This is a genomic window from Oxynema aestuarii AP17, from assembly GCF_012295525.1.
GTDB lineage: Bacteria > Cyanobacteriota > Cyanobacteriia > Cyanobacteriales > Laspinemataceae > Oxynema > Oxynema aestuarii.
Map to the genome: position 1 here is coordinate 3,920,324 of NZ_CP051167.1, position 24,140 is coordinate 3,944,463.

Sequence of the window (24,140 nt, forward strand, 5' to 3'; positions counted from 1 at the left end):
GGCGGCGGGCCATTGTTCGAGTCCGGGCGATCGCTTCGGATCGGGTCGCGCGATCGGCTAATTGACCAAAAGCGGTTTGAAACCGTGTTTGACCGACCATTGACCGATCTGCTCCATTTTTTCCACCCCAATTTGATTGCGTCCCCACGAGAAATTCGTATAGAGCTTTTCAAATTCGAGAATCATCGATTCGGCAAAGCAGGCGAACAGTTGGCGCGCCGGAACTTCCATTTTGGCGATCGACATGATCCGCCAGTCGATATCCAGGGAATGTTCGACAATGCCGCCGTTGAGTACGTAAACGTCGGGATGTTGAATCTGGGTGGCCATATTTTTCGGATAGCCCCCGTCAACGATCAAACACGGATGTTTTAAGCCGTTCGGGTCGATTTCTACCCCTTTGGGCATACTGGCGACCCAGACGATGATATCCGCTTGGGGTAAGGCTTCTTCCAAGCCGATCACTTGACCGCGACCGAGTTCTTCTTGCAGGGCGCTCAAGCGGGCGCGATCGCGGGCGATCAGCAGCATTTCTTTAACGTCGGTGCGGGCGTTGAGCCAGCGACAGACCCCACTGCCGATATCTCCCGTGGCGCCGCAAATGGCGACGGTCGCGTTCGAGAGCGAAATCCCTAACTGGCGGGACGCTTGCTCGACTTGTTTGCAAATGATATAAGCGGTGTGGGTGTTGCCCGTGGTAAAGCGCTCGAATTCGAGTTTGATATTCCGAACCTGCTGGATTTGGTACAGGTTGAAGTTTTCAAAGATAATCGAGGAAAAGCCGCCGAGGGCAGTGATGTCGATCCCGTGTTTTTGCGCGTGGGCCATCGCGTTGACAATTTTGCGCGTGGCCGCTTTAATGCGGCGGTTGGCGAGCATTTCCGGCAGAAAACACGATTCGACGTACCGACCTTCGATCGTCTCACCTGTCAGGCTGGTAACCTTGATGGTATCGACAATTTGCGGGGGAGCGGAGCACCAGAAGTCCAAACCGCGATCGGCGTATTCCGGGTAGCCGAGTTCGTTGGCGACAGCTTGGGCGTGAGCCAAACTTGTAAGATGACCGATAAGACCAAACATGAAGCGTTGTATGGGGGTCCTTTAGATGGAGACCAGAATGGGGTTGACGAAAAAAAAATCGCGAGCTTGAAGCGATCGCACTCCTGCATAAAAGTACCAGCCGAGGATGCTGGCCCTTCGCAACACACGAGGATTGAGACGGGCAGGCGCAGGCTGATAAACCCCGAACTCCAGCCCGTCGGATAGGGCGACGAGCTTCGCGGTAACCGCTTCGAGCGCCTCTTCGCCGACTCGGAGCGGGATCGCGTTCGCTCGGACGGGACACACCGCGATCTCGGGTGGCGATCGCGGCGGTCGTCAGAATCTCGACCTTCAAGCGCCGATTAAGCCGTAAGCGGACATTTTCATGATGTCGCGAGTGCTAAACCCGATTTCGCCTAGGGCTTCCCCGTAGGCAATCATGAAGTCTTCCACTAAGGCATCTTTCTCCATGCCTAAAGTGGCGGCGTCCCGTTCGACTTGGTTGAGCATTTTCCAAACAAGGGGCAAGTTTTCGCGATTGGCTTGTTCGATTTCCGCTTTGTTTTCTTCAAAATGCGCTTTGAGCCATTCCTGACCGTAATTGAGATGGCTGTACTCGTCTTTGACGACGCCTTCGGTGATTTTGCGCGCAAACGGATCGGCCACGGGGATGTAAATGTTATAGGCGGCGATCGCAAAACACTCGATAATCAGCGCTTGGATGACCAAACAAGTCGCTATTTGGCCTTGTTCGGCTGCTTTTTGGAAATTTTCGTGGAGTTTGGCAAAATACTCCCGCGCAAACTCCATATCCGGGGTCACTTTCAGATTGCGACCACAGGCTTGGAATCCCTTCTTGTGACGGTTTTCCATTTTTGACAATGCGATCAGTTCGTCGTGACTGTCCGGCAGTAATTCTGCCAATTTCACGTAATTGCTCGTGGCTTCGTCTTCGCCTTCGATGACGATCGCATTAATCCGGCTGTATGCGTCTTTGTAAGTTTCGCTTTGAAAGTCTAGTGCTGGGGCTGCCTCAAGCTGCGGCATAACTGTGTTGTCTCCTGATTCTGATTTCGCCTACGATCCTAAATTGACCTTATAACTTCTAAGTTAAAGGATAAATGGGTAGACCGGACTAAAACAACTTATAGTTTACTTTACTCATTACAATCGAAGCTAAGTATTCCGATTATCAATCGTGAACATCAACCGATTTGGCCGCCAGCTCAGCTCGATCGTGCTGTTTTGCGGTGCGATTTTAGTCTTGTTGCCCTTGGCCGTCGCCCTCGCCAAATCCCTGATCCCCCCTAGCGCGATTAGTGGCATTTTCCCACCAAGACTTACTTTTGCCAACTATCGTGAAGCCTGGGAGCGGGCGAACTTTTGGCTGGCCTTCGCTAATTCTACCGTAGTGGCCTTGGCCGTTACCGCCCTCCAGACCCTCACCTCCTCTCTGGGGGGTTATGCCTTGGCTCGCTTGCAGTTTCGCGGGCGCCAGATTGTTTTAGTGGGGATCCTGGCGACGTTGGTGATTCCCTTCCAATTATTAGTGATTCCCATTTTCCTCGTGCTCAAATGGCTCGGGGCGATCGATACTTATGCCGCCCTGATTTTGCCCAGTGCCGTCAGTGGATTCGGCATTTTCTTAATGCGTCAGTATTTCTTGACAATTCCCGTCGAACTCGAAGAAGCCGCCGCCTTGGACGGGGCGACACGCTGGCAAATTTTGTGGCGAATTTTGTTACCCTTAGCCCGTCCCGCATTAGTCACCCTATTTTTATTTACCTTTATCGGCGAGTGGAACGACCTGTTTAAACCGTTAATCTTTACGACCCGACCGGAATTGAAGACCGTTCAGTTAGCGTTAGCTCAATTTCAAGAACAATTTACCAGTCGCTGGGAATTACTGATGGCGGCGGTGGGAATTGCCACTTTTCCCGTAACTGTTTTATTCGCGATCGGACAACGGCAATTCATTCGTGGAATTGCCAGTACCGGGATTAAAAATTAGAAGGAGTCGGGTACGAGCAATCGGGAATTGCAGCATACGGGCGGGGATTAAAATAAGTGTTTCGGATAAGTTTACGACTAGCTTAAATCTGAGAGAATTGAAACATTATTGTTTCGAGAAATCAGGAGATCGCCCCATTGACGCTGACATTTTAGAGCGGCTCACCCGTTAAGAAACCCGAACCGATCGCGATCGCGGGCGATCGCGATCCGAGCTAAACTCTAAACTCTCAAATATAAAATCTAAAATATAAAATCTAAAACCCCATCGCTTCTCGATAAAATAGTTTTGCTGTTTTATCGTCCGATAGCGCCGTCATGTCTGCAATTTCCGAAGCTCCCTTTTCTCCACAAGAAATCGCTGCCGAAGGTCTCAAACCCGAAGAATACCAAGAAATCGTCAATCGCTTGGGACGTCATCCCAATAAAGCCGAATTGGGGATGTTCGGGGTCATGTGGTCCGAACACTGCTGCTACAAAAACTCCCGTCCCTTGCTCAAACAATTTCCCACCCAAGGCGATCGCATCCTCGTCGGTCCCGGGGAAAATGCGGGAGTCGTGGACTTCGGGGACGGAGTGCGACTCGCCTTTAAAATCGAGTCCCACAACCACCCCTCGGCGATCGAACCCTACCAAGGCGCCGCCACCGGGGTCGGTGGCATCCTGCGCGACATTTTCACCATGGGCGCCCGACCGATCGCCGTCCTCAACTCCCTGCGTTTCGGCACCCTCGACAATCCCCGTACCCGCCGCATCTTCATGGGCGTTGTCGAAGGCATTTCCGGTTACGGTAACTCCGTCGGCGTTCCCACCGTCGGCGGCGAAGTGTACTTCGATCGATCTTATGCAGGTAACCCCCTCGTCAACGTCATGGCCCTCGGACTGATGGAAACCGAGGAGATCGTCAAAGCGGGCGCCTCCGGCATCGGCAATCCCGTGTTGTACGTCGGATCGACCACCGGACGGGACGGAATGGGCGGCGCCAGCTTCGCCAGTGCCGAACTCACCGAAGAGTCCGCCGACGATCGCCCCGCCGTGCAAGTTGGGGATCCCTTCCTCGAAAAATCCCTGATCGAAGCCTGTCTCGAAGCCTTTAAAACCGGGGCCGTCGTCGCCGCGCAAGATATGGGCGCCGCCGGGATTACCTGTTCCACCTCGGAAATGGCCGCCAAAGGGGGCATCGGGATCGAACTCGATCTCGACTTAATCCCGGTACGCGAAACCGGGATGGTCCCTTACGAATTCCTCCTGTCCGAATCCCAAGAACGGATGTTATTCGTCGCCCACAAAGGACGGGAACAAGAGCTAATCGACGTATTCGAGCGCTGGGGACTGCACGCCGTCGTCGCCGGAACTACGATCGCCGAACCCCTGGTGCGGATCCTCTATGGAGGGGAAATCGCCGCCGAAGTTCCCTCCAGCGCCCTCGCCGAAGACACCCCGCTATACCCGCGCGAACTGCTCGCCGAACCCCCCGCTTACGCCCGAGAAGCGTGGCAGTGGTCCGCCAGTGCGTTACCGGAGGCGGCGATCGCCGGGATCGAAATTAACGGAAAACAGACAACTTGGAGCGAAATCCTGCTACAACTGCTCGATACCCCGACGATCGCCTCCAAAAAATGGGTTTATCGCCAATACGACCATCAAGTTCAAAATAACACCGTCTTTTTACCCGGCGGCGCCGATGCCTCCGTCGTCCGCTTGCGCCCGCAAGTCGGCGAGAACGCCCGTCAAGGAACCTTTAATCGAGGGGTCGCCGCCACCGTCGATTGCAATTCCCGCTACGTCTATCTCGACCCTTACGAAGGCGCGAAAGCCGTCGTCGCCGAAGCCGCGCGCAACTTAAGTTGTGTCGGCGCCGAACCCCTCGCCGTCACCGATAACTTAAACTTCGGCAGTCCCGAAAAACCCGTCGGATACTGGCAACTCGCCCGCGCTTGCGAAGGAATTGCCGAAGCCTGTCGAGAATTTGCCACTCCGGTGACTGGGGGGAATGTCTCCCTGTATAACGAAACCCTCGACAGCAACGGACAACCGACGCCGATTTACCCGACCCCGGTAATCGGGATGGTCGGCGATCTGCCGGATTTGAGCAAAGCCTGCGCTCAAGGTTGGCGCGCGGAAGGAGATGTTATCTATTTATTGGGCGTTCCCGTCGGCGAAGGACGCGGCGGCGAGGTCACCTTGGGAGCTTCGGAATATTTGGCGGCGATTCACGAAACTGTTGCGGGACGTCCGCCGAAGGTGAATTTCGAGTTAGAACGGCAGGTGCAAGCGGTTTGTCGTCACGGAATTCGCCAAGGATGGGTGAAGTCGGCTCACGATTGCGCGGAAGGGGGTTTGGCGATCGCCCTGGCGGAATCCTGCCTCAGTGGAGATCTCGGAGCCGAAGTACAGTTGAAGATCGGCGCTACCATAGAACGGTGGGATGAAATTTTATTTGCCGAAGGGGGGGCGCGGATTCTCGTCTCGGTTTCGCCGCAACAGGCGGGGGAGTGGGAGTCTTATTTGCGAGCGCAACTGCAAGAAACTTGGCAAAATATAGGAATCGTATCACGAAAAGATCGCGGTTTACGCATCTTTACGGTTGATAACCTCTCCTTAATCAACGTTAGTATGACAGAGATGGGCGATCGTTGGCAGGGTGCCATCGAACGCCGCTTGTCCATCTAGCGGATATTCCCCCTTCGCTGATTTATCCTAAGCAGGAGCCGATCTTTAGCATGATTCCCAAGCATCCCGTATCTTCTGACGTGCCATCGCCCCCGTCTGAGAATTCGCCCCGCGATCGCATCGATCTGCTGTCCGACCCATCTTGCGATGTTGACAAACCCGAGGAAGCTTGCGGCGTGTTTGGGGTGTACGCCCCTGGGGAGGATGTAGCTAAGCTGACCTATTTCGGTCTGTATGCCCTTCAACATCGGGGTCAAGAATCTGCCGGAATTGCCACCTTTGAAAAGGACGGGCGGGTTCACAGCCACAAGGATATGGGGCTGGTCTCCCAAGTGTTTAACGAGTCGCTCTTAGCCAAACTGACCGGAAATCTCGGCATCGGTCACACTCGTTACTCGACCACGGGTTCGAGTCGGATTGTTAATGCCCAACCCGCTTTGGTTGAAACCCGTTTGGGTACGTTAGCTTTAGCACATAATGGGAATTTAGTCAATACCGCCGAGTTGCGTCAAGAATTGTTAGATCGCAATTGCAATTTAGTGACGACGACGGATTCGGAATCGATCGCGATCGCGATCGGCTTGGAAGTCGATAACGGCAAAGACTGGCTCGAAGCGGCGATCGGCGCCTTTCAGAAATGCCGGGGCGCCTTTAGTTTGGCGATCGGCACCCCGGCGGGGATGATGGGGGTGCGAGACCCCCACGGCATCCGCCCTTTGGTCATTGGAGAACTCGAAGGCAATCCCAGCCGCTACGTCCTCGCCTCCGAAACCTGCGGTCTCGACATCATCGGCGCCCGCTACCTGCGCGACGTGCAACCGGGCGAGTTAGTCTGGATTACCGATGAAGGATTGGCCTCCTTCCAATGGAACCGAGAACCGAGCCGCAAATTGTGCATCTTCGAGATGATCTACTTTGCTCGTCCCGATAGCGTCATGCACGACGAAAGCTTGTACAGCTACCGGATGCGCTTGGGACGCCAACTCGCCGAAGAATCTCCCGCCGACGTGGATATTATTATCGGCGTACCGGATTCGGGCATTCCGGCGGCGATCGGGTTTTCTCAAGCCACGGGGATTCGTTACGCCGAAGGCTTGATCAAAAACCGCTACGTCGGTCGCACCTTCATTCAGCCGACCCAGACCATGCGCGAATCCGGGATTCGGATGAAACTCAACCCCCTCAAAGACGTTCTCCAAGGTCAGCGCGTCCTCATGGTAGACGATTCGATCGTGCGCGGGACCACGAGCCGCAAAATCGTCCAAGCCCTGCGCGATGCGGGCGCCACGGAAGTTCACATGCGGATTTCTTCGCCTCCGGTCACTCACCCCTGTTTCTACGGGATCGATACGGACAATCAAGATCAGTTGATCGCGGCGACCCAATCGGTAGAACAAATCGAGGCCAAAATTGGCGTCGATTCCCTGGCGTATTTGAGCTGGGAAGGGATGTTAAAAGCCACCGGAGAAGATCCGACTCAGTTCTGTTCGGCGTGCTTTACCGGAGATTATCCGATCGCCATTGGCGAACCGCTCAAGCGCTCTAAATTGATGTTGGAAAAAGTCGGGAAAGTTTAACGATCTTTTCTAAACAGTTGCTCGATTGAAATCGACGAGCCGGGGGTCAATCCGATTCTCCCGACTCGTCGATTTTTTAGTTTTTTTGACGATCTTTTGATAATGTTTTGGTTATCTTTGCATCGGCCCTAAATATCGGGTCAGATAGGGGGAAAAAACTTCATAAATCAAGGTTAATGGCTTTTTTTGATGCCAAAATAAATAATGGCGTCCCCAAAACGGGCCCGATTGGCCGAAAGCTTTTTCTAAAATGGCACTGTGTCCGTAATGAATGCCGCGCACGTCCCGATACAGTTCGGCGTGCAGGCGCGAGAGACTGTCCCAAATGGGAATTGACCGATTTTGCAGGTACTCGTCTACATGGGCGGCTTCCCACCAGGAGGCGGCGTAAGCGAGGCGCTGACCCGAGGGCGTTCTCAACCAAACTTGTCGCCGCAAATGGGGGGCGGGAACCGCTTTGATAATGGCTGGCGCACCGTCGGGATGGGTTCCGATCGCCGACATGTCGATCACATCGACTTCCGTGGTTTCTCCGGTGAGTAATTTCAGGTGGCGAGTGGGAGAACCGTCGCCGAGGAGTAACATTTGCCAACCGGGAGCGAGTCGATCGTGGGGTAAGCCGTCGCGCACGATCGCCTCATCTCCTTCCCAGATCGGATCGAGGGCGTACCATGTCTGGGGCAGCATCACGCGGTCTGTAGGTCTGTAAGTCGCACTCAATGGTCGTTACACAACTTAACATCTATCTCATCATAGCGCGGGGGGTTCGGCGCGATCTTGCTTCGCCGTCACTGGGCGATCGCCCACCCTTACAATACAACTAGCCGAGCAAGAGGATCGAGCATGGCCGCTCAGTTACCGAACCAGTTCCCGCCGCCGACAGCCAACGGCGAGATCGAAATCAAACAGTATCCCGCCTATCGGGCCGTCACTTACACCCATCAGGGAGACGTGAAACTCGCGACCCGGGCGGCATTTGATGCGCTTTACCGACATATCAGCGCCAATCAGATCGCGATGACGACCCCGGTAGAAGTGCGCTATTACGGTGCCGATCCGATGGCGGGAGGCGCCCGAGATCGCTCGGGGTCTCCCCAGGAGAAGCGCGCCGACGTGTCCTTTCTCTATCCCGACGCAACGATCGCCCCTGAGTCGATCGCCCCGGACGTAGAAGTGAGAGACTATCCGGCGATCGCCGTGGTCAGCATCGGTATTCAAGGGGCGTATACCTGGGACAGTTACGAACGACATCGCGATCGCCTCTACCGATGGTTGGGCGACAACCCGCAATATCGGGCGATCGCCCCACCTCGCCGACTGCTCTACAATTCGCCGATGACCCCGGAAGCCCTCAAACAGAGCGAAGTCCAAATCGCGATCGCCTTACCGTCCGACTGAAAGAGGAATTAGGGGTAGCGAGATTGACGAATCGGAATCGTGACCGTAAATTCCGTCCCGCGACCGGGTTCGGACACGCACTCGATCTGTCCCCCATGTCGTTCGACCACAATTTGATAACTAATCGCCATCCCCAACCCCGTTCCCTTCCCGACGGGTTTGGTAGTAAAGAACGGGTCGAAGAGGCGAGCTTGAATTTCCGCACTCATTCCCGGTCCGTTATCCGCGATCCGAATCGCGATCGCCTCGAACCCTTCCGAACCCGCACTCGGGGCGATCTCCCGGGTTTCGATGGTAATTTGATGGGGCGGATCTTTCAAATCCAACGCATCGATGGCGTTGTTGAGCAAATTCATAAACACCTGATTGAGTTGTCCGGGATAGCACTCCACTTTTGGCAAGTTCCCGTACTCTTTAATCAACGCAATTTCCGGGCGACGATCTTGCGCTTTGAAACGATTTTGCAAAATCGATAAGGTACTTTCCAAGCCTTCGTGAATATCTACCTGCTTCATTTGGGCTTCGTCGAGACGGGAAAAATTGCGTAAATTGCGAACAATTTCGCGAATGCGATCGGCGCCGACCTTCATAGAAACCAGTAATTTCGGCAAATCTTCGCGCAGGAACTCCAGCTCGATTTCCTCCGCCATTTCCCTAATTTCCGGCACCGTTCCCGGCTCGTGTTGACCGTACAGATCGACCAAGGCTAGCAAATCTTGTAAATAGTCTTGGGCGTGATCTAAATTGGCATAAATAAAATTGACCGGATTGTTAATTTCGTGGGCAATTCCGGCGACCATCTGACCCAAACTCGACATTTTTTCCGTTTGAATCAGTTGAGTTTGAGTGCGTTGTAATTCCGATAAAGCCGTTTCTAATTGTTGATTTTTTTCTTGCAACTCTTGAGACGTTTGATGCAAGCGTTCTACGGTTTTGCGTAACGTTGCTTCCGCTTCGACGCGATCGCTGATATCGCGAGCGACCCCAATTAAACCGATAATATTACCCCGTGCCGAACGATATACACTTTTCGTGCATAAATAAGTTCGCGCCGCCGGGATTTCGCCATGATTCGAGCGCGGGACGATCGATTCTTCCACCCGTTGTGTTTGACCTTCCATCATCACCCGACGGTCATTTTTAGCGATTTGGCGGGCGCTTTCAGGGGTTAACAAATCCGTATCCGATTTGCCGATAATTTCATCGGCAGGTTTGCCCATTATCGCCGCTCCCGCCGAGTTGATCGTGATGTAGTGACCTTGCAAGTCTTTTAAAAAAATGGGGTCGGCAGTTCCTTCGGTAATTGCTTGTAAGAGGTTGTAACTTTGTTCGAGGGCTTCTTGAGAGCGCTTGCGTTCGGTAATGTCGCGCACGAATAGGGTAAACAGTCGCCCGCTTTGCAAGCGCACTTCGGTGACCGTCAGTTCCATTGGAAAAGTGGTGCCGTTGTGACGTTTGCCGATCACTTCATAGCCTTTGTGATTTTGATTGTAAAAGGCTTTATTGAGGTAAATATTTAAGTAGGCGTCGAGTTCTTGGTGGACTAATTTCGGCATCAAAATTTTTAAATTTTGACCGATTAACTCGTCAGGGGTCGGGTAACCAAAAATATCGAGGATGGCTTGATTGACCCAGTGAATTTTACCGCGATCGCTAATCGTGAGAATGCCGTCGGCTGCGGCTTGTAAAATGCCGCGATGTTTGGCTTCGTTATCTTCGAGTTCGCGCAGCAGTTTGTTAGTAATTCCGAAGAAGAGAGAGACGCCGACGAAGACGACCCAAATCCCGATGACCCCCGTAAGGACGACGGTTTTTAAGAAGGGGGCGCGGACGGAGGTGCGTTCGATCTGGGCGACGATCGCCCAATCGAACGGGGCGATCGGTTCGTAAGCGCCAAAGACGATCTCGCCGCGATCGTTGCGGATGACGAAGCTACCCGACTGACCGGAGAGGGCGCGTTGTAGGGGGTCGGCGAGGGGGTCGTCCGGGGGGAGGTCTGTCGGGGTGGCCACCGGGAGGCGCCGACTGGAGACGAGCAACACGAGACGATCGCCCTGACGTTCGACGAGCATCAGTTCCCCTGAAGGGGAGTTGCGGCGATCGCCTGCGTAAGCGTTGCGGGCGATTTGCAAGGTTTGTTCGCGATCGCGGGTCTGACGGGCGATCGCCTCGATCGCGCGCCGTTCGGTATAAACTTGATCGAGGAGGCGCGATCGCACGCTCGCCAAAGCGGTACGATACAGCATGTAAATCGCAAAAGAGGAGATCGCCATCGATACGACCGCCATGGTCACGGTTAACAAGACCAGTCGTTGACGATGGGAGATCCTCGGCTCGTGGCGCTCCGTTGTACCCAAAATTGATATCCTCAATCGATAACTCAAGAGGGGGAGAGGTCGATGTCGATGCTTACCCTGCGATCTTAATCGGGTTTAACACGGGAGCGTTTCCGGGGGCGGTGTCGGCGATGGCGCCACGGGAATTTCGATGCAAAACTTGGCGCCGCGATCGGGTTGGGATTCGCACCAGAGTTGACCTTGATGTTTGTCTACGACAATTTGATAGCTAATCGCCAGTCCCAATCCGGTGCCTTTTCCGACGGGTTTGGTGGTGAAGAAGGGGTCGAACAAACTAGCTTTGACCTCTTCGTTCATCCCCGGACCGTTATCGGAGATCGAAATAAAAACCCTTTCCGAGGAGTTGGGTTCGGTGGGGGCGATCGCGGGATCTCCATCGGGTTGAGGGGCTTTTCTCAAAGTGCGAATCGTAATCCTATGCGGCGGCGGTTGACCTTCGAGGGCGTCGATCGCGTTGGCGAGCAGATTCATAAACACTTGATTGAGTTCGCCGCCATAACATTCGACTAAAGGCAACTCGTCGTAATCGCGGACGATTTTAATTTCCGGTTTTTCGCCTTTCCCTTTGAGGCGATTGTGGAGGATTAATAAAGTGCTTTCGATGCCTTCGTGAATATCGACAGGCTTCATTTTGGCTTCGTCGAGGCGGGAGAAGTTGCGTAAACTCCGCACGATTTCGCGAATGCGATCGGCGCCGACTTTCATCGAAGAGAGGAGTTTGGGCAAATCTTCGATTAAAAAATCGACTTCGATCGCCTCGGCTTCCTCCTCGATTTCCTCGACGGGATCGGGATAGTGCTGGCGGTAGAGTTCGATCAAGCCGAGCAGGTCTTTGATGTACTCGTCGGCGTGTTGCAAATTCCCGGTAATAAAATTGACGGGATTGTTAATTTCGTGGGCGACCCCGGCGACCATCTGCCCCAAACTGGACATTTTTTCAGTTTGAATCAGTTGGGTTTGGGTTTGTTGCAATTCGCGCAAGGTGGCTTCGAGTTGTTTAGTTTGGGCTTGCGCTTGGCTGGCGGCGAGGGTCGCTTTTTTGTAGAGTTCGGCTTGGTGGATGGCGATCGCCAGTTGGTTGGCGGCGGCTTGAAGCAGTTCGATTTCGGCGTTTTTCCACGGTCGCGGGCCGCTATGGTGACCGCAGGCGATCGCGCCGATTTCGCCGCCGAGGGTTTGCAAGGGCAGCAGGACTAAAGCCGTGTAATTCCATTCGGAACAGAGGCGATAGCTGGAGGGAGTCGGGAGGTCGCCGAGATCGTCGAGGCGGATCGGTTCGAGGGCCAGGAGGCGATCGCTCAGTTGGGGATCTAAGATTTGCGGGTAACAGCCGACAAAATCGCCGAGGTCTTCCCGTCGGGATTCCTTGACAATTTCCCAGTACGACTGTCCCGGTGCGATCCCGGAGATCTCGCAGCTTTCCGAATCCGCCATCTTAATTGTGGCGTCGTCCGCTTCGTCGGCGCGGTGAAACCAAATAAAGTGACAGCGATCGATATAGAGCAGTTGGCGGATCGCCGTGACGGCGGTTTCTAAAATCGTGTCGAGTTCGAGAGAGGTGCGAATTTGTTCGGTGAGTTGGTTGAGGAGGGCTTCGCGTTCGGCAATTTGGCGAAAGCGGGCTTCGGAATCGCGCAACGCTTGTTCGGCCTGCTTGCGTTCGGTAATGTTCGTTAAGATGCCGACGATCCGCTCGGCTTCGCCGCGTTCGTTGTAGTGAATGGCGCCTTTATCGTGCATCCACAGGTAAAAGCCGTCTCGGTGGCGCAAGCGATATTCGATGTTGTAGAGACGGCGACCGTCAACGGCTTTGTCGAGTTCTTTGAATACGCCGTCGAGATCGTCGGGGTGGACGCGATCGAGCCAGGAAATTTTGGCATCGGTGACCATTTCGGCGGGGCTGTATCCCAAAACGGCGGTGTAGGCGCCATCCCAAACGATAAATTCGGTAGAGACGAAGTAATCGTAAACGATTTCGCCGAGGGCTTCGACGAGAGATTCGTTGCGTCTGAGCAGTTCTTCTTGAATGATGCTGGCTTGTTTGCGTTCGGTGATGTCTTGCAAGCAACCGACGATTTCGACGGGCTGACCGTGGCGATCGCGCAGGACTTCGATCGCGTCGAGCAACCAGCGATAATTGCCTCGGGCATCGCCAAATCGATATTCGAGGCTGAGGGTGTTGCGTCCTTCGAGGTGGTGCAAAACTTCGCCGAGGCGATCGCGGTCTTGCGGATGGACGCATTCTTCCCAAAATCCCGGGTTGTCTAGAAAGGTTTGGGGGGAATAGCCCATTTGCGCTTCGATATTTTCGCTGATGAAGGTGGGGCGATAATCTTGTTGGGGATCGCAACTGTAAAGCACCATCGGACTCGCGGCGAGCAGGTTTTGCAAGCGCGTCTGAGCGGCTTTGAGTTCGGCTTCGGCTTGCTTGCGATCGGTAATGTCTACCATAATCAAGCCGAGTCCTTTGGGGCGATCGTCGCTGCCGAACAAGGGAAACAGAGACGCATCCCAGGTGCGATTTTCGGTTTGGGTGCCGACTTGTCCGCTCACCTCGATATTGAGCATCGGTTCGCCACTGGCTAAGATCAAGCGCATGATCGGCTCGAAGTTTTTGGCGATGTTCGGCATCACTTCTGCAAAGGCTTTGCCCAACTGTTCGCTCACGGACAAGCCTTTCATTTCGGCGAGGCGTTCGTTGATCTGTACGTAGCGCAGTTGGTGGTTTAAGATCGCCATTCCCGCCGGGGCCGAGGAGAAAAAGGCCCGCCAGAGTTCCTCGCGCCAGGCGAGTTCTTTTTGCAGGGCTTTGCGATCGCCCACATCTTGCACGACGATGAGCGCGCCGTCGATCTCTTCTGGGGTGGCGGTTGCCTCGGTCCAGGTCATGGGAATCGCCGTAATTTCGTATTCCCGGCTGAGTTTGCCCGACTTCCAGGGCAGTTCGCTTTTGCGGGGTTTTGCGGTCTCGAAGACGTGCTGGTGGAGGGCGGCGATCGCCTCGCAACTGCCCGCAGGTAAGGGAAATTCGCTCAAGGGTTTGCCTCGGACGCTCTCGGGAGAGTGACCCCACAGCCGCGCCCCGGCGTCGTTGGTCGTCAGCACTCGGGTCTCGCGATCGAGCAGGTAAATCGGCTGGGGCAAGGCGGCGACAATGGCGGCGAGGCGGTCGGTCTGGGGCGATCGCCTCGCCGCCAGCGCCGGAGGAGGCGCGGGATCGTCGAGTTCTCGACCGACGAGATAGACCGATTCGCCGTTGGGATGAGATTGCACGATCCACCGGAGGCGGCGATCGCCCCGTGCGGATAACTGACAGCGACGTTCCCACTCGGCGCGCGGGTTCTCCGGGGTCAAACTGGCCCAGTCTCGTTCGAGTTGCGGGCGATCGTCGGGATGGGCGATCGCGAAAACGTCTCGGCACCCCCCCCGGTCGGGATGGCCGAAACATCGCTCCCAGGAAGCGTTTACCCGTTGTAACTGCCCGTCGCGGTTGGCGAGTGCCATGCAATCGGGAGCGAGCTCGAAGAACGGGTCTAACTCGCCCCCATTGGCTGCGCCTTGATTCACAGGGTTGACCCGATTGGAATCTAAACCAGACATGTGCTAAGTTCCTTGTCTTTTCCCGAGTCGTACGAAGAGCGTCAGTGGCGTCCGTACTGTTTTCCCGGCGGATCGTTGATTCGCTTCCATTTTAGAGTTTAGATTTGGGAAGTTAGGGGTGTAGACCCCCCGATCGCCGCTCCTGTCACCCCACACCGCTCTCGCCTACGATTCTCCGGAAACGTGAATGACAATTTCTCGGTAATGTCCGCGATCGCGATGTTCCCATAGGTAAATCCCCTGCCAGGTTCCCAGAACCAATCGCCCTCGGCTGACCGGAATTTGTTGCGAAGTTTGGGTCAGCGCCGTGCGGATGTGGGCGGGCATGTCGTCCGGGCCTTCCGTACTGTGCAGATAGCGCCGCGATTCGGGGACTAAATCGGCAAAGAAGTTCTCTAGATCGTGCAGCACGTCGGGATCGGCATTTTCTTGGATTAGCAAACTCGCCGAAGTATGCCGCAAAAAAATCGTACACAATCCCGTTTCGATCCCGGATTGGGCGACGACCTCTTCGACTTTTGCCGTAATTTTTGATAGCGATTTTCCGGTTGTTTGTAGTTTGAGATATTTTTGATAGTGGCTCATGAGCGCCCTTGAAAATTAAAGTTTAAAATGGGATTTATTCTAGGGAGGATTCCGGGCGATCGCGAAGCGAGTCCCTTGACGCATCGCCGTTTTCCTCCGGTTCGACATCCGTTTCGGCGTCGATCTTGCCAGAGGGGCAATTTGGCTTGGCAGAGGCTTCGCGATCGCCAGAAAAACGGTTTTCTCCTAGGGTCGGATCCTCCTTTTCCCCGGCTTTGTTGTCGCCATCTCGATCCTCCCCTTCCTGGCGCTTGCGCTTTTTCTTTTTGCCCCGTTTGGCTTTGCTCGTTTCTTCTTCAGGTTCGCGCCAGGGGGAATCGTAACGATTCCAGGGGAGGATCGGTTCGTTGGGGAGTTTGTTCGTCAAAACCGTGATATTGTCCGGATCTGGTTCTGGCAGTTGGATCGGTTCGTTCGGTGGTTTTTTGCCACCTTCGCGGTCGGAAGTCATAACGAAAAACTGTCTAACAAGATCTGCAAGTTTTGCATTTGCGGGAAGAAATTCGCAACGACCAAATCGAGTAAAATCGTCAAGGCCAGAATCCAGGTGACATAGGCCGAGTATGATAGGGACTGGGAGACGTCATCTAGACGTTGCTTATTGGCATTATAAGTCTCGACCCAATTGACGAGCATCTGAATTTGGTATTGGTCGGGAGGAAGGGAAAGATAGCGTTCGAGAAACTTGCGATCGCCCAAATTGGGCGTCACGGCTAACTGACGCGGCAAAAAGGCATTAATCAACAGGGTAAAGTTAATCAGAAATCCGAGTAATTCCACAATCGTGAACAAACTCGGGACGAGTACCAGATGCGAAAGGGTCAAACTGGTCAGTAATGCCCCATTGGTAACAAATAAAATATTTAATTTGGTGGTCAAACGCTGAATTTGTTCTCGCTGTTCTTCGAGAACCATTCGCACGTCCCGGACGGCTAATTTTAGGGTAGCTGACGAGTTAGATTGAGTCGGATCGGCAATTTGTTTCAATAACGAATTAACGGTGAGGGTCATTGTGGGTGAGGAGGCGGTGAGTGAGTCGCAAAATGGTTGACGACAGCACGCGCGATCGCGAGGGATCCATCTTTTAAAATTTGATTGGATTCACGAGGGGGATCGAGCGGTTGGCGCAGAAAATCCCACTCTCCCTCGAAAAATTCTGCTGGGGTCACAACTTTATGGTAAGCGTTATTTCTCAAAGCTTCCACTAAAATCGGCGATTCTGCAAAATCTTCTCGGGTCAGGGAAACAATCGGGATTTCTAAGCGACACGCTTCGGCAAAGGTACTATATCCCGGTTTGGAAATGACCCGCCCGCATAAGGGCATAAAATCGACGGGACGAATATGTTGAAAAACAGAATCGGGATTGCCCATATCCGATCCGTCTCGACTAATTTTAATTAAGTTTGGTAAATCCGGAGCTTTAGCATCAAAACTGAGAAATTGCCAGTCCGGAAACTGGGCTAAATTTTGATAAGGAATGCGATCGAGTCCCAAACCGCCAAAGGTGAGTAAAACGGTTTTTTCTGGGGGCGCCTTTAAGTGCCAATGAGCGCGGATGGCGTCGAGATCGTAACGCGGCGTCCCCCCGGTCAATCCAACTTCGGTATGGTGGGGAAAAGCGCTCATCGGTTCGCAAAAAGGCAGGCGAAATAGCAAATCGCATTGATGGAAACACTCGCCAATCCAATCGGCGATCGCCTCAAATTCGCCCCCCCACGGTCGATAGATGAAATCCCAGCCGAAATTACCGAGCATCCACCCGGGAATCCCCGCCGCACGGGCGATCGGTGCCGCTAACGGCGGAATATCGCCGAGAACCAATCCCACCCGATTCAGTTTGATAAAATTAACTTCTGCGGCAATAATTTCGTTTTGTCGTTTCCGGACCTCGCGCAGTTTGGCGAGGGTTGCATTTTTATCCATTTGGATGCTGTCGGACTGAATCACGCCGACGTCCAACCCCCGGGGACGCACGATAAAATCCCCTGGGATATAAGATTCGAGCAACCAACGCGGGGCCGTGGTCACCAGGACGAGCAAGATTTCGGGATTGAGTCGTTGAATTTCGGCAGCGACGGAGGCGGCGCGAACGGCATGACCGAAACCGTGGTTGGTAATGGCGATGTAGAGAGTAGGTCGAGACACGATTGGATGTTAGGGACGTTTAGGGTTGAACTTTGAAATTGGGGGAGTGGGAAGGGTCGAGTTTCCCTCGCGTGGGATTCGGATTATTTCCCGAGTTCCTTCTGCCTTTTGGCATTTTGGGCAAGCCCCGATCTTGCCCGTACTCGGGACGGGCTGTTTTTCTTTAGCGACTGTGTCAAAATTGACGTAAAAATCGATCGATCCCGATCGCGAGCTGCTCGATTTCTCGATCGGTGGTGAAATAATGAACGCAGGCTCGAACACAGTTGGGATTGAGGATAGTTCTAACCATAACTTGCTGTTCTCGTTCTAAGAATTTGACTAATTCTCGATGCAGTTTGGTTCTTTCTTCCGGGTTTGAGGAGAGTTGAAAGGACACTAAGCCGCATTCGGGAGGGGACGTTCGCAGGCAGTGAACTTCCGGGAAATTTTGAAGTTTTTCCCAGAGCAATTTACTGCGATCGCAGATTTTTTGGTAACGTTCTTCGGCGGTTCCCCATTGGTGGTGAACGGCGATCGCCGATCGCAGTCCTGCATATAAAGGATAGGCGGAAGTGGCCACCTCAAATACCCGTCCGTCGGGTTTGAAGCGGATCGGTTCTCCGGTTTCGTTCACCTCAATCCCCCGCCACCCGATAAAGGTCGGATGCAAACTGGTTGCAGCTTCGGAACTGATATAAAGTCCTCCCAAGCCTTCGGGACCGCACCACCATTTATGTCCGGTAAAGGCATAAAAATCGACATCGGATCGAGCCAGTTTTAAGGGGAGGACGCCGACGGATTGAGCGGCATCGACTAAGACTTTTGCTTTGCGCGAGTGCATACTTTGGGCGCCCCAATCGTGGCAGACCCGCACGAGGCGATCGAGGGGCAAGACTTGACCTGTATTCCATAAAATATGACTGAGAACGATCAGTCGTGTATGTGAAGTGAGGTGCTGGGCTAGCACTTCAACGGGATTGCCCCGATTGAGGGTTTCTCTCAAGGGACAGACCGTCACTTCCAGGCGAAAACGGCGCTGCAACTCCCGAACGGCAGCCACGATGCTCGGATGTTCGCAATCGGTGATTAAAATACCGTCTCCGGCTTGCCAGGGGAGACCCCACAAGACGATATTGCAGCCGACGCTCACATTTTCGGTCAAGGTAATGGTGTGGGGAGGGACGCCGAGTTCGACGGCGATCGCCTCCCGGGTCGCGGTCGCTTCGCGCACGATCCAGGCGTTGGTTTGTCCCGAGAACGGCCCGAGTTGTTGGATATCTCGATAAGACTGGGCGATCGCCTCTAATGCCTGTTGCGGCAGTGGACCTTGACCGCCATAGTTAAAATAGGCTTTATTCGCGAGGGCTGAAAATTGACTTCGGTATTCTTCGATACGGGTCAAAGGATCGGTCATAAAATTCCTTTCGTTACAGCACTTTTAAGCGTACCATTGCCCTCTCTACACCGTTAAGGGATTCGATGTTTGAGGGTCATTATTTTTCACTCGGATTGAGGGGCGATCGCCTTACACCGTCACGAACAATCATTGTCAATCGAGTCAATTGTCTATGTTTTTAGTTTTTAGTCGATCGGGGAATTGTCTGTAAACTGGTTGAGAGCGATCGCGGGTAATACCATTTTTCTAAAACCTCGATCTCTCTCATTATTTTTGAAAATCGGTATAATTCCCTCAGTTAATAAGTTACTACAATCCCAAAATATAGGATTATTTGAGTATTTCTTATAAACCTCAACTAGGATATTTGTTTATTGTGTTTATAAAAAATTTATCGATAGGTATTTTTTATTTTGAAAATAGATTTTTATAGGTAATTTGTATTCCAATTCCTTAAGTGTACGATTGATATTTGTGGATTTTTGATATCGGCGATCGCCCTCTATAAAAAAACAATCGATCTGTATTTTTATTATTTTTTTATCGTTCAACCTTCGATCTTTTGCGTTTCTAGAACTTTTTTGACTCGTAAAAATTCAGTTTCTAAGTTAGTAATATCTTCCTGGATTCCATCTAAATACCCCTCGGCGGCTTTTAACTGAATGGTTTTACACATGCCGGACAAGGCGACCGCCCCTAAATTCCCGCTACTACCTTTGAGGGTATGGGCGGCTTCTTTTAAGGCTTCTGGATTATTTTGTTCCAAGGCTTCGCGAATATTTTTTAACAGGGGAATCGTATCTTCTAAAAACATTTCAATTAATTCCGTAACCACATCCGGTTCCCCAGGGGCTTGGAGTTCGTAACGCAGGCGGGTCAACCGTTTGAGATCCACCGTCGGAATGTAAGACGGCGCGATCGCCTCGGGAACCGCCTCGACCGATGGAGAGGACGCAGAGGAGGGCGCAGACGAGGGGGGAACCGTCCCGTCGAGGGCATCTTGAACGACGGGGAAGAGCAAACGCTCAAGAGCCGTTTGTAAAGCTTCCACGCGAACGGGTTTGCTCAAATAATCGTCCATTCCCGCCGCCAGACATTGGGCGCGATCGCCTTCCATCGCCCCGGCGGTGAGTGCGATAATCCGGGGACGGCGATCGGCGTCGAACTCCCGCACGATCGCTCGAGTTGCCTCGATCCCGCTCATGCGCGGCATCTGCACGTCCATTAAAATCGCGTCGTAAGCGTCTTTTTTCACCGCTTCGACCGCCTCTACGCCGTCGCCGACTGCATCCGCCACGTAACCGAGACGTTCTAATAACTTGAGAACCACTTTGCGGTTGACCGCATTATCTTCCGCCACCAAAATCCGCAGGGGAATCCGGCGGGCAAATTCCGCATCGAGACGGCGCACGGACAAATCGCCGATCGCCGCCGCCACTTTGGGATCGAACTGGGGGGTCGGAGAGTCTTTCGAGGGAGCACGCAGATCGACGGGCGGCTTTTCTCGGGCGATCGCCCCGACTAAAGCCCAGTAAGACGATTCCAAACCCAACGGCTTGTATAAAGGAAAAAACCTGTCCCCGGCGAGTTTCCCGTCCAATTGCGAGGGAAAACCGAGCAGCAAGAGGGGAAGATCGGGCTGTTGCTGCTGCAATTGTCGCCATAAGGCTTCCCCATTGCTCGTGTCCGAGCCCACTTCGACGATCGCCCCATCGAGGCGATCGCCGCCTTCCAATCCTCGATCGACTTCCGCCGCACTGGTGGCCACGCGCACGTTCATCCCCCATCCGGTGGCGCGATCGCGCAAAATCTCGCGATTGGTAGTATTAGACACCAACAGCGCGATCGTTTTCCCCGCCAACCTCGGATCTTCGCCGCGTTCGTAAACTTGCGGCGATTTTTGGACTTCCGGCACCGCGATCGCAAAGCCGAAGGTCGAACCGACCCCGACCTCACTTTCTACCCACATGCGACCGCCCATCAACTCGCTCAAGCGCTTGGAAATTGCCAGTCCCAATCCCGTTCCGCCGTGAGAACGGGTGGTCGAGCCGTCCACCTGCGAAAACGAGCGAAACAGGCGGTGGGTCTTCTCCGGTGGAATGCCGATTCCAGTATCTTTAACCGCAAAGTGAATTTCATAATAGGTTGGATTTTCTGCCTCAGCGCCGGACTTCTCCGGGCGCGCCAGTTGCGCGAGCAGATGTCCGGCGGACCAGGACCAATTGCCCATCTCCTCCGCCGTTATGCTGACGCTAACTTCGCCAACTTCCGTAAATTTAATCGCATTGCCGAGTAAATTTAGCAAAATTTGCTGCAAGCGACGGACGTCGGCGATCGCTACCCTCGGCGTGGTCTCGTCCATCTGATAGGCCAAATTGAGCGACTTGCGGGCTGCTTCCGGCGCCACCAGGGCCAGGGTTTTTTCAACGCACTGGCGCAAGTCGCACGGTTGCAAATTGAGAACCATTCGGCCCGCTTCGAGTTCGGACAAGTCGAGCAAATCCTCGATCGTCGCCAGCAGGGTTTCGGAACTGTCGAGAATAGTTTCGGTCAAATCTTGTTGTTCCGGATTGAGCGGGGTATCCAACAACAACCGCGTCATTCCCATCACCGCATTCATCGGCGTTCGCAGTTCGTGACTGATATTGGCGAGAAATTCCGATTTGAGCCGCGTCGCCGAGTACGCTACTTGCAAAGCGTTATCGAGTCGCTCGTTGCTTTCTTCGAGTTCGCTCAGTTGCTCGGCGCTTCGTTCTCGCGCTTCGATCGATTCGTCGATGTAATTGCGTAATTGTCGCACGGTAGGGCGGAAGATCGCGAAGGCTTCTAAGAGGAGAACGCACAGAATCACGGCGAGGAGTAAGTTTTGAAGCCGTTGCAGTTGAGCCAGTTGCGATCGCGCTTCGCCTTCGTAAAGGGCGACGATGGTTTCCATTCCGGCGAGAAAGTCGTCTTCGCGATCGAGGATTTGGCGAACGAGGGCGCCGACTTGTTCGTCGGTGGTCGTGGCGGGCGATCGAGCGAGCAGGTCGATCAGTTCTTGAGCGCTTTGCACGAGAACTTGATAGTCCGGTTCGACCTCGTTAAAGGCTTGACCGATGCGATCGCTCGGGTTCCCTTGCAAACGCAGTTGGGGATCCCCTTGCTGCAATCCCTGATGGGCTTGTCGGAATTGGTCTAAGGCGGTTTGGAAGCCGTCGAGATCCGTGGGGATTTCCCGGTCGGTCGTGCGCGCAACTTCGACGGCGAGAGCGTTTTTGCTCAATTTTTGACTGAGCATTCGCTGGCGTCCGGCAATGTTAATTGCTTGAGAATAGGGCGCTTGAGACCGAATCGCGCGATCGACGAAAAGATTGCCCGCGACCGACACGATCGCCACGACACTCAGAGAGGTGATGTAGAGTAGGTTGAGCCGACGAGCGGGAGAAGAGGGGAACTCTGGCGAGGACATGGCGATAACAGGATCTCAAAATCTCAACGGGTTTGGCAGTCGTTTCCAATTAGGATGCCCAAAATGATTCGATTTGACTTCCCAAAAGCAGACGGGTCTCACGATCGTGCTAGTCAAGGAAAGCGATCTCTGGGTTGGGTCCGTGCCGATCGCCCCGATCTCATTGGCACAGTTCGATTCGGATCGAGTCGATCTGTTTCGAGTTTAGCGGCTGTCTGGCACGCTTGGGGGATTGCGCGGTATGTTGGAGAGTGGATCGTTTGAAATTGTCCCCTTCCGAATGGGGTTTCGCGGATCGTCCTCTCGGGGTTGTCTGGCGATACGCCTCCGGCGTCGCTTGGCGAAGGCGTTCGGATTCGGAGAATTCAAATCGATCGAGGTGACCGGGATCTCCCGAGCGATCGTTGCCGATCTACAATTCATGCTGCTTACTGATTCTGTTCTGTTCGATTACCAACGTTGTCGGCGCCGTGCTTTTCTCAATCTCTATGGCGATCCGAGCGATCGCGATCCCCCAAACGATTTTCTGTTGAAACTGCAAGCAGACAGTCGCGACTATCAAAAAACGGTTTTGGAGTCCCAACCCCCTTACCAACGCCCCCAGTATCCGTACCGCGATTGGTTCGCCGGAGCTCGATCCACCCTGACGTTGATGGAACGGGGAATCGAGCAGATCTATCAAGGGGTGTTACTGGTCGAAACGGAAAACGGCACCACTCTGGTGAGTTGTCCGGATTTGTTAGTGAAAGAACCGGGGGAATCCCGCTTTGGATCGTGGCATTACATCCCCAAAGATATCAAGTTCAGCAAACGCCCCAAACGGGAATATCAAGTGATTGCGGCGTTTCACGCCCAATTGTTATCTGAAATTCAACAATGCTGGCCCGATCGCGCGACCCTGTTTTTCCGCGATCGCGACGAATATACTGTTTCTCTCTCCCAGTATTTGCCCCAAATGCGGCGTATTTTAGCCGAATGTCTGGCCATCTTAGAACGACGGGAGGAACCGGAAGTTTTTCTGGCGCGCCATCCGTGTTCTTTATGCGACTGGTTGAGCAGTTGCTACGCGATCGCCTCGGAAAATCAGCATTTGTCCCTGTTACCCGGTGTCACTCCCACCCGCTACCGCCAACTGCAACAAGCCCAAATTACCACTCTCGAAACCCTCGCCTCGACCCCGTGCGATCGGCTCGCGGCGGCGTTCGATCCGGCGACCACGGGAAATGTAGACCCCAAGGATATAGCGCGTTTGTTGGTCTTTCAGGCGCGCGCCGCCGTGGAAAGGTGCGCCTTGGTCAAACCGGACAGCACCGGGTTGACGGCGGCAGAACTCCCGGTCTCTCCGGTGGAATTATATTTCGATATCGAAGCTCAACCGGAATTGGGGTTAGATTTCTTACACGGCGTTTTAGTGGTAGACCGTCGCCCCCTCGATCGCGGCGATCGCCCCAAACAAACGTTTTATCCCTTTCTCGCCGAAAACCCCCAGGAGGAAGGTACGGTCTGGAACCAGTTTTTAGATTTAGTCTGGACTTATCCGATCGCCCCGATCTTCCACTTTTGCAACTACGAGGTCAAAGCGTTTCGCCAACTCGCCAAGCGGTATGGAACGCCCTCCCATCGCTGGCGTCCCGTTCTCAACCGCTTTATCGATATCCACGAACGCGTCACCCGCAGCGCCGTGCTTCCCGTGGAAAATTACGCCCTCAAATCGATCGCGCGCTGGGTGGGGTTCGAGTGGCGCGATCGCCGCGCCAGTGGCGCCCAATGTGTTTTTTGGTACGATCGCTGGCTCAAAACGGGCGATCGGGCTTATCTCGATTCGATCGCGATCTATAACGAGGATGACTGTCGCGCCACCTATTGGGTGAAAGATTGGTTAGTCGAGTTTTTACAAACGAATAACTATTATTCTTGACGACA

The 24,140-nt window shown here is 53.8% G+C and carries 17 protein-coding genes and 1 pseudogene; 5 read left to right on the forward strand and 13 right to left on the reverse strand.

Annotated elements, in window-relative coordinates; translation table 11 throughout:
- Positions 1-57: 57 nt before the first annotated feature.
- The 3 genes from HCG48_RS15930 to HCG48_RS15940 are packed head-to-tail and all read right to left on the reverse strand — an operon-like array spanning position 58 to position 2,088.
- A complete protein-coding gene (locus HCG48_RS15930) occupies positions 58-1,080 on the reverse strand; it encodes a long-chain acyl-[acyl-carrier-protein] reductase (RefSeq protein WP_168570037.1) in 1,023 nt (340 codons plus the stop codon).
- A 21-nt stretch (positions 1,081-1,101) separates the two neighbouring features.
- A complete protein-coding gene (locus tag HCG48_RS15935) occupies positions 1,102-1,347 on the reverse strand; it encodes a hypothetical protein (RefSeq protein WP_168570038.1) in 246 nt (81 codons plus the stop codon).
- A gap of 45 nt (positions 1,348-1,392) precedes the next feature.
- Positions 1,393-2,088: an aldehyde oxygenase (deformylating) gene (locus tag HCG48_RS15940; RefSeq protein WP_168570039.1), complete on the reverse strand. Its 696-nt coding sequence runs from the start codon at positions 2,086-2,088 to the stop codon at positions 1,393-1,395.
- 151 nt (positions 2,089-2,239) lie between these two features.
- Here HCG48_RS15940 and HCG48_RS15945 point away from each other — a divergent pair, with 151 nt between their 5' ends.
- The 3 genes from HCG48_RS15945 to purF all read left to right on the forward strand — a co-directional run bounded on the left by HCG48_RS15945 (position 2,240) and on the right by purF (position 7,301).
- The gene (locus tag HCG48_RS15945) at positions 2,240-3,052 is read left to right on the forward strand and encodes a carbohydrate ABC transporter permease (RefSeq protein WP_246259584.1); all 813 of its coding nucleotides are present in this window, start codon (positions 2,240-2,242) and stop codon (positions 3,050-3,052) included.
- A 317-nt stretch (positions 3,053-3,369) separates the two neighbouring features.
- A complete protein-coding gene (gene purL, locus HCG48_RS15950; protein ID WP_168570040.1) occupies positions 3,370-5,724 on the forward strand; it encodes a phosphoribosylformylglycinamidine synthase subunit PurL in 2,355 nt (784 codons plus the stop codon).
- Positions 5,725-5,774: 50 nt separating this feature from the next.
- On the forward strand, positions 5,775-7,301 hold the full coding sequence (gene purF / locus HCG48_RS15955; protein WP_168570041.1) for an amidophosphoribosyltransferase: 1,527 nt from the start codon (positions 5,775-5,777) through the stop codon (positions 7,299-7,301).
- A 111-nt stretch (positions 7,302-7,412) separates the two neighbouring features.
- Here the strand turns inward: purF and HCG48_RS15960 are convergent, their stop codons facing one another.
- The gene (locus HCG48_RS15960; RefSeq protein ID WP_168570042.1) at positions 7,413-7,988 is read right to left on the reverse strand and encodes a chorismate lyase; all 576 of its coding nucleotides are present in this window, start codon (positions 7,986-7,988) and stop codon (positions 7,413-7,415) included.
- A gap of 156 nt (positions 7,989-8,144) precedes the next feature.
- Between HCG48_RS15960 and HCG48_RS15965 the strand changes: the two genes are divergently transcribed.
- On the forward strand, positions 8,145-8,699 hold the full coding sequence (locus HCG48_RS15965) for a heme-binding protein (RefSeq protein WP_168570043.1): 555 nt from the start codon (positions 8,145-8,147) through the stop codon (positions 8,697-8,699).
- Positions 8,700-8,707: 8 nt separating this feature from the next.
- Here HCG48_RS15965 and HCG48_RS27040 read toward each other — a convergent pair whose 3' ends face one another.
- The 9 genes and pseudogenes from HCG48_RS27040 to HCG48_RS16005 form a co-directional block, all read right to left on the reverse strand.
- Positions 8,708-10,063, reverse strand: coding sequence for a PAS domain-containing sensor histidine kinase (locus HCG48_RS27040; RefSeq protein ID WP_445974483.1), 1,356 nt, complete (start codon positions 10,061-10,063; stop codon positions 8,708-8,710).
- A pseudogene (locus HCG48_RS27045) lies at positions 10,043-10,987 on the reverse strand (PAS domain S-box protein); the annotation flags it as partial. The pseudogene HCG48_RS27045 and the gene HCG48_RS27040, both read right to left, overlap by 21 nt.
- 144 nt (positions 10,988-11,131) lie before the next feature.
- Positions 11,132-14,656, reverse strand: coding sequence for a PAS domain S-box protein (locus HCG48_RS15975; RefSeq protein WP_168570045.1), 3,525 nt, complete (start codon positions 14,654-14,656; stop codon positions 11,132-11,134).
- Positions 14,657-14,821: 165 nt separating this feature from the next.
- Positions 14,822-15,241 (reverse strand): secondary thiamine-phosphate synthase enzyme YjbQ, encoded by a 420-nt coding sequence (locus tag HCG48_RS15980; RefSeq protein ID WP_168570046.1) that lies wholly within the window; start codon positions 15,239-15,241, stop codon positions 14,822-14,824.
- Positions 15,242-15,275: 34 nt separating this feature from the next.
- Positions 15,276-15,692: a hypothetical protein gene (locus HCG48_RS15985; protein WP_168570047.1), complete on the reverse strand. Its 417-nt coding sequence runs from the start codon at positions 15,690-15,692 to the stop codon at positions 15,276-15,278.
- Positions 15,689-16,252, reverse strand: a complete 564-nt coding sequence (locus tag HCG48_RS15990) for a hypothetical protein (RefSeq protein ID WP_168570048.1) — start codon at positions 16,250-16,252, stop codon at positions 15,689-15,691. Before HCG48_RS15990 ends, HCG48_RS15985 begins: the two co-directional genes overlap by 4 nt.
- Positions 16,249-17,388: a glycosyl transferase gene (locus tag HCG48_RS15995; protein WP_168570049.1), complete on the reverse strand. Its 1,140-nt coding sequence runs from the start codon at positions 17,386-17,388 to the stop codon at positions 16,249-16,251. Before HCG48_RS15995 ends, HCG48_RS15990 begins: the two co-directional genes overlap by 4 nt.
- A gap of 175 nt (positions 17,389-17,563) precedes the next feature.
- Positions 17,564-18,784 carry an aminotransferase class V-fold PLP-dependent enzyme gene (locus HCG48_RS16000; protein WP_168570050.1) on the reverse strand — a complete coding sequence of 407 codons (1,221 nt, stop codon included), beginning with the start codon at positions 18,782-18,784 and terminating at the stop codon, positions 17,564-17,566.
- A 529-nt stretch (positions 18,785-19,313) separates the two neighbouring features.
- Positions 19,314-22,217, reverse strand: coding sequence for a response regulator (locus HCG48_RS16005; RefSeq protein ID WP_168570051.1), 2,904 nt, complete (start codon positions 22,215-22,217; stop codon positions 19,314-19,316).
- Positions 22,218-22,638: 421 nt separating this feature from the next.
- On the opposite strand from HCG48_RS16005, the gene HCG48_RS16010 reads away from it, so the two are divergent.
- A complete protein-coding gene (locus HCG48_RS16010; RefSeq protein WP_168570052.1) occupies positions 22,639-24,135 on the forward strand; it encodes a TM0106 family RecB-like putative nuclease in 1,497 nt (498 codons plus the stop codon).
- The last annotated feature ends 5 nt before the right edge of the window (positions 24,136-24,140 follow it).

Bases quoted from the DNA above. Each gene is read 5' to 3' on its own strand.
- HCG48_RS16005 (WP_168570051.1), bottom strand. From the start codon at position 22,217: ATGTCCTCGCCAGAGTTCCCCTCTTCTCCCGCTCGTCGGCTCAACCTA.
- HCG48_RS15990 (WP_168570048.1), bottom strand. From the start codon at position 16,252: ATGACCCTCACCGTTAATTCGTTATTGAAACAAATTGCCGATCCGACT.
- HCG48_RS15965 (WP_168570043.1), top strand. From the start codon at position 8,145: ATGGCCGCTCAGTTACCGAACCAGTTCCCGCCGCCGACAGCCAACGGC.
- HCG48_RS15960 (WP_168570042.1), bottom strand. From the start codon at position 7,988: ATGCTGCCCCAGACATGGTACGCCCTCGATCCGATCTGGGAAGGAGAT.
- purF (WP_168570041.1), top strand. From the start codon at position 5,775: ATGATTCCCAAGCATCCCGTATCTTCTGACGTGCCATCGCCCCCGTCT.
- HCG48_RS15940 (WP_168570039.1), bottom strand. From the start codon at position 2,088: ATGCCGCAGCTTGAGGCAGCCCCAGCACTAGACTTTCAAAGCGAAACT.
- HCG48_RS15975 (WP_168570045.1), bottom strand. From the start codon at position 14,656: ATGTCTGGTTTAGATTCCAATCGGGTCAACCCTGTGAATCAAGGCGCA.
- HCG48_RS15985 (WP_168570047.1), bottom strand. From the start codon at position 15,692: ATGACTTCCGACCGCGAAGGTGGCAAAAAACCACCGAACGAACCGATC.
- HCG48_RS15980 (WP_168570046.1), bottom strand. From the start codon at position 15,241: ATGAGCCACTATCAAAAATATCTCAAACTACAAACAACCGGAAAATCG.
- HCG48_RS16010 (WP_168570052.1), top strand. From the start codon at position 22,639: ATGCTGCTTACTGATTCTGTTCTGTTCGATTACCAACGTTGTCGGCGC.
- HCG48_RS16000 (WP_168570050.1), bottom strand. From the start codon at position 18,784: ATGACCGATCCTTTGACCCGTATCGAAGAATACCGAAGTCAATTTTCA.
- HCG48_RS15930 (WP_168570037.1), bottom strand. From the start codon at position 1,080: ATGTTTGGTCTTATCGGTCATCTTACAAGTTTGGCTCACGCCCAAGCT.
- purL (WP_168570040.1), top strand. From the start codon at position 3,370: ATGTCTGCAATTTCCGAAGCTCCCTTTTCTCCACAAGAAATCGCTGCC.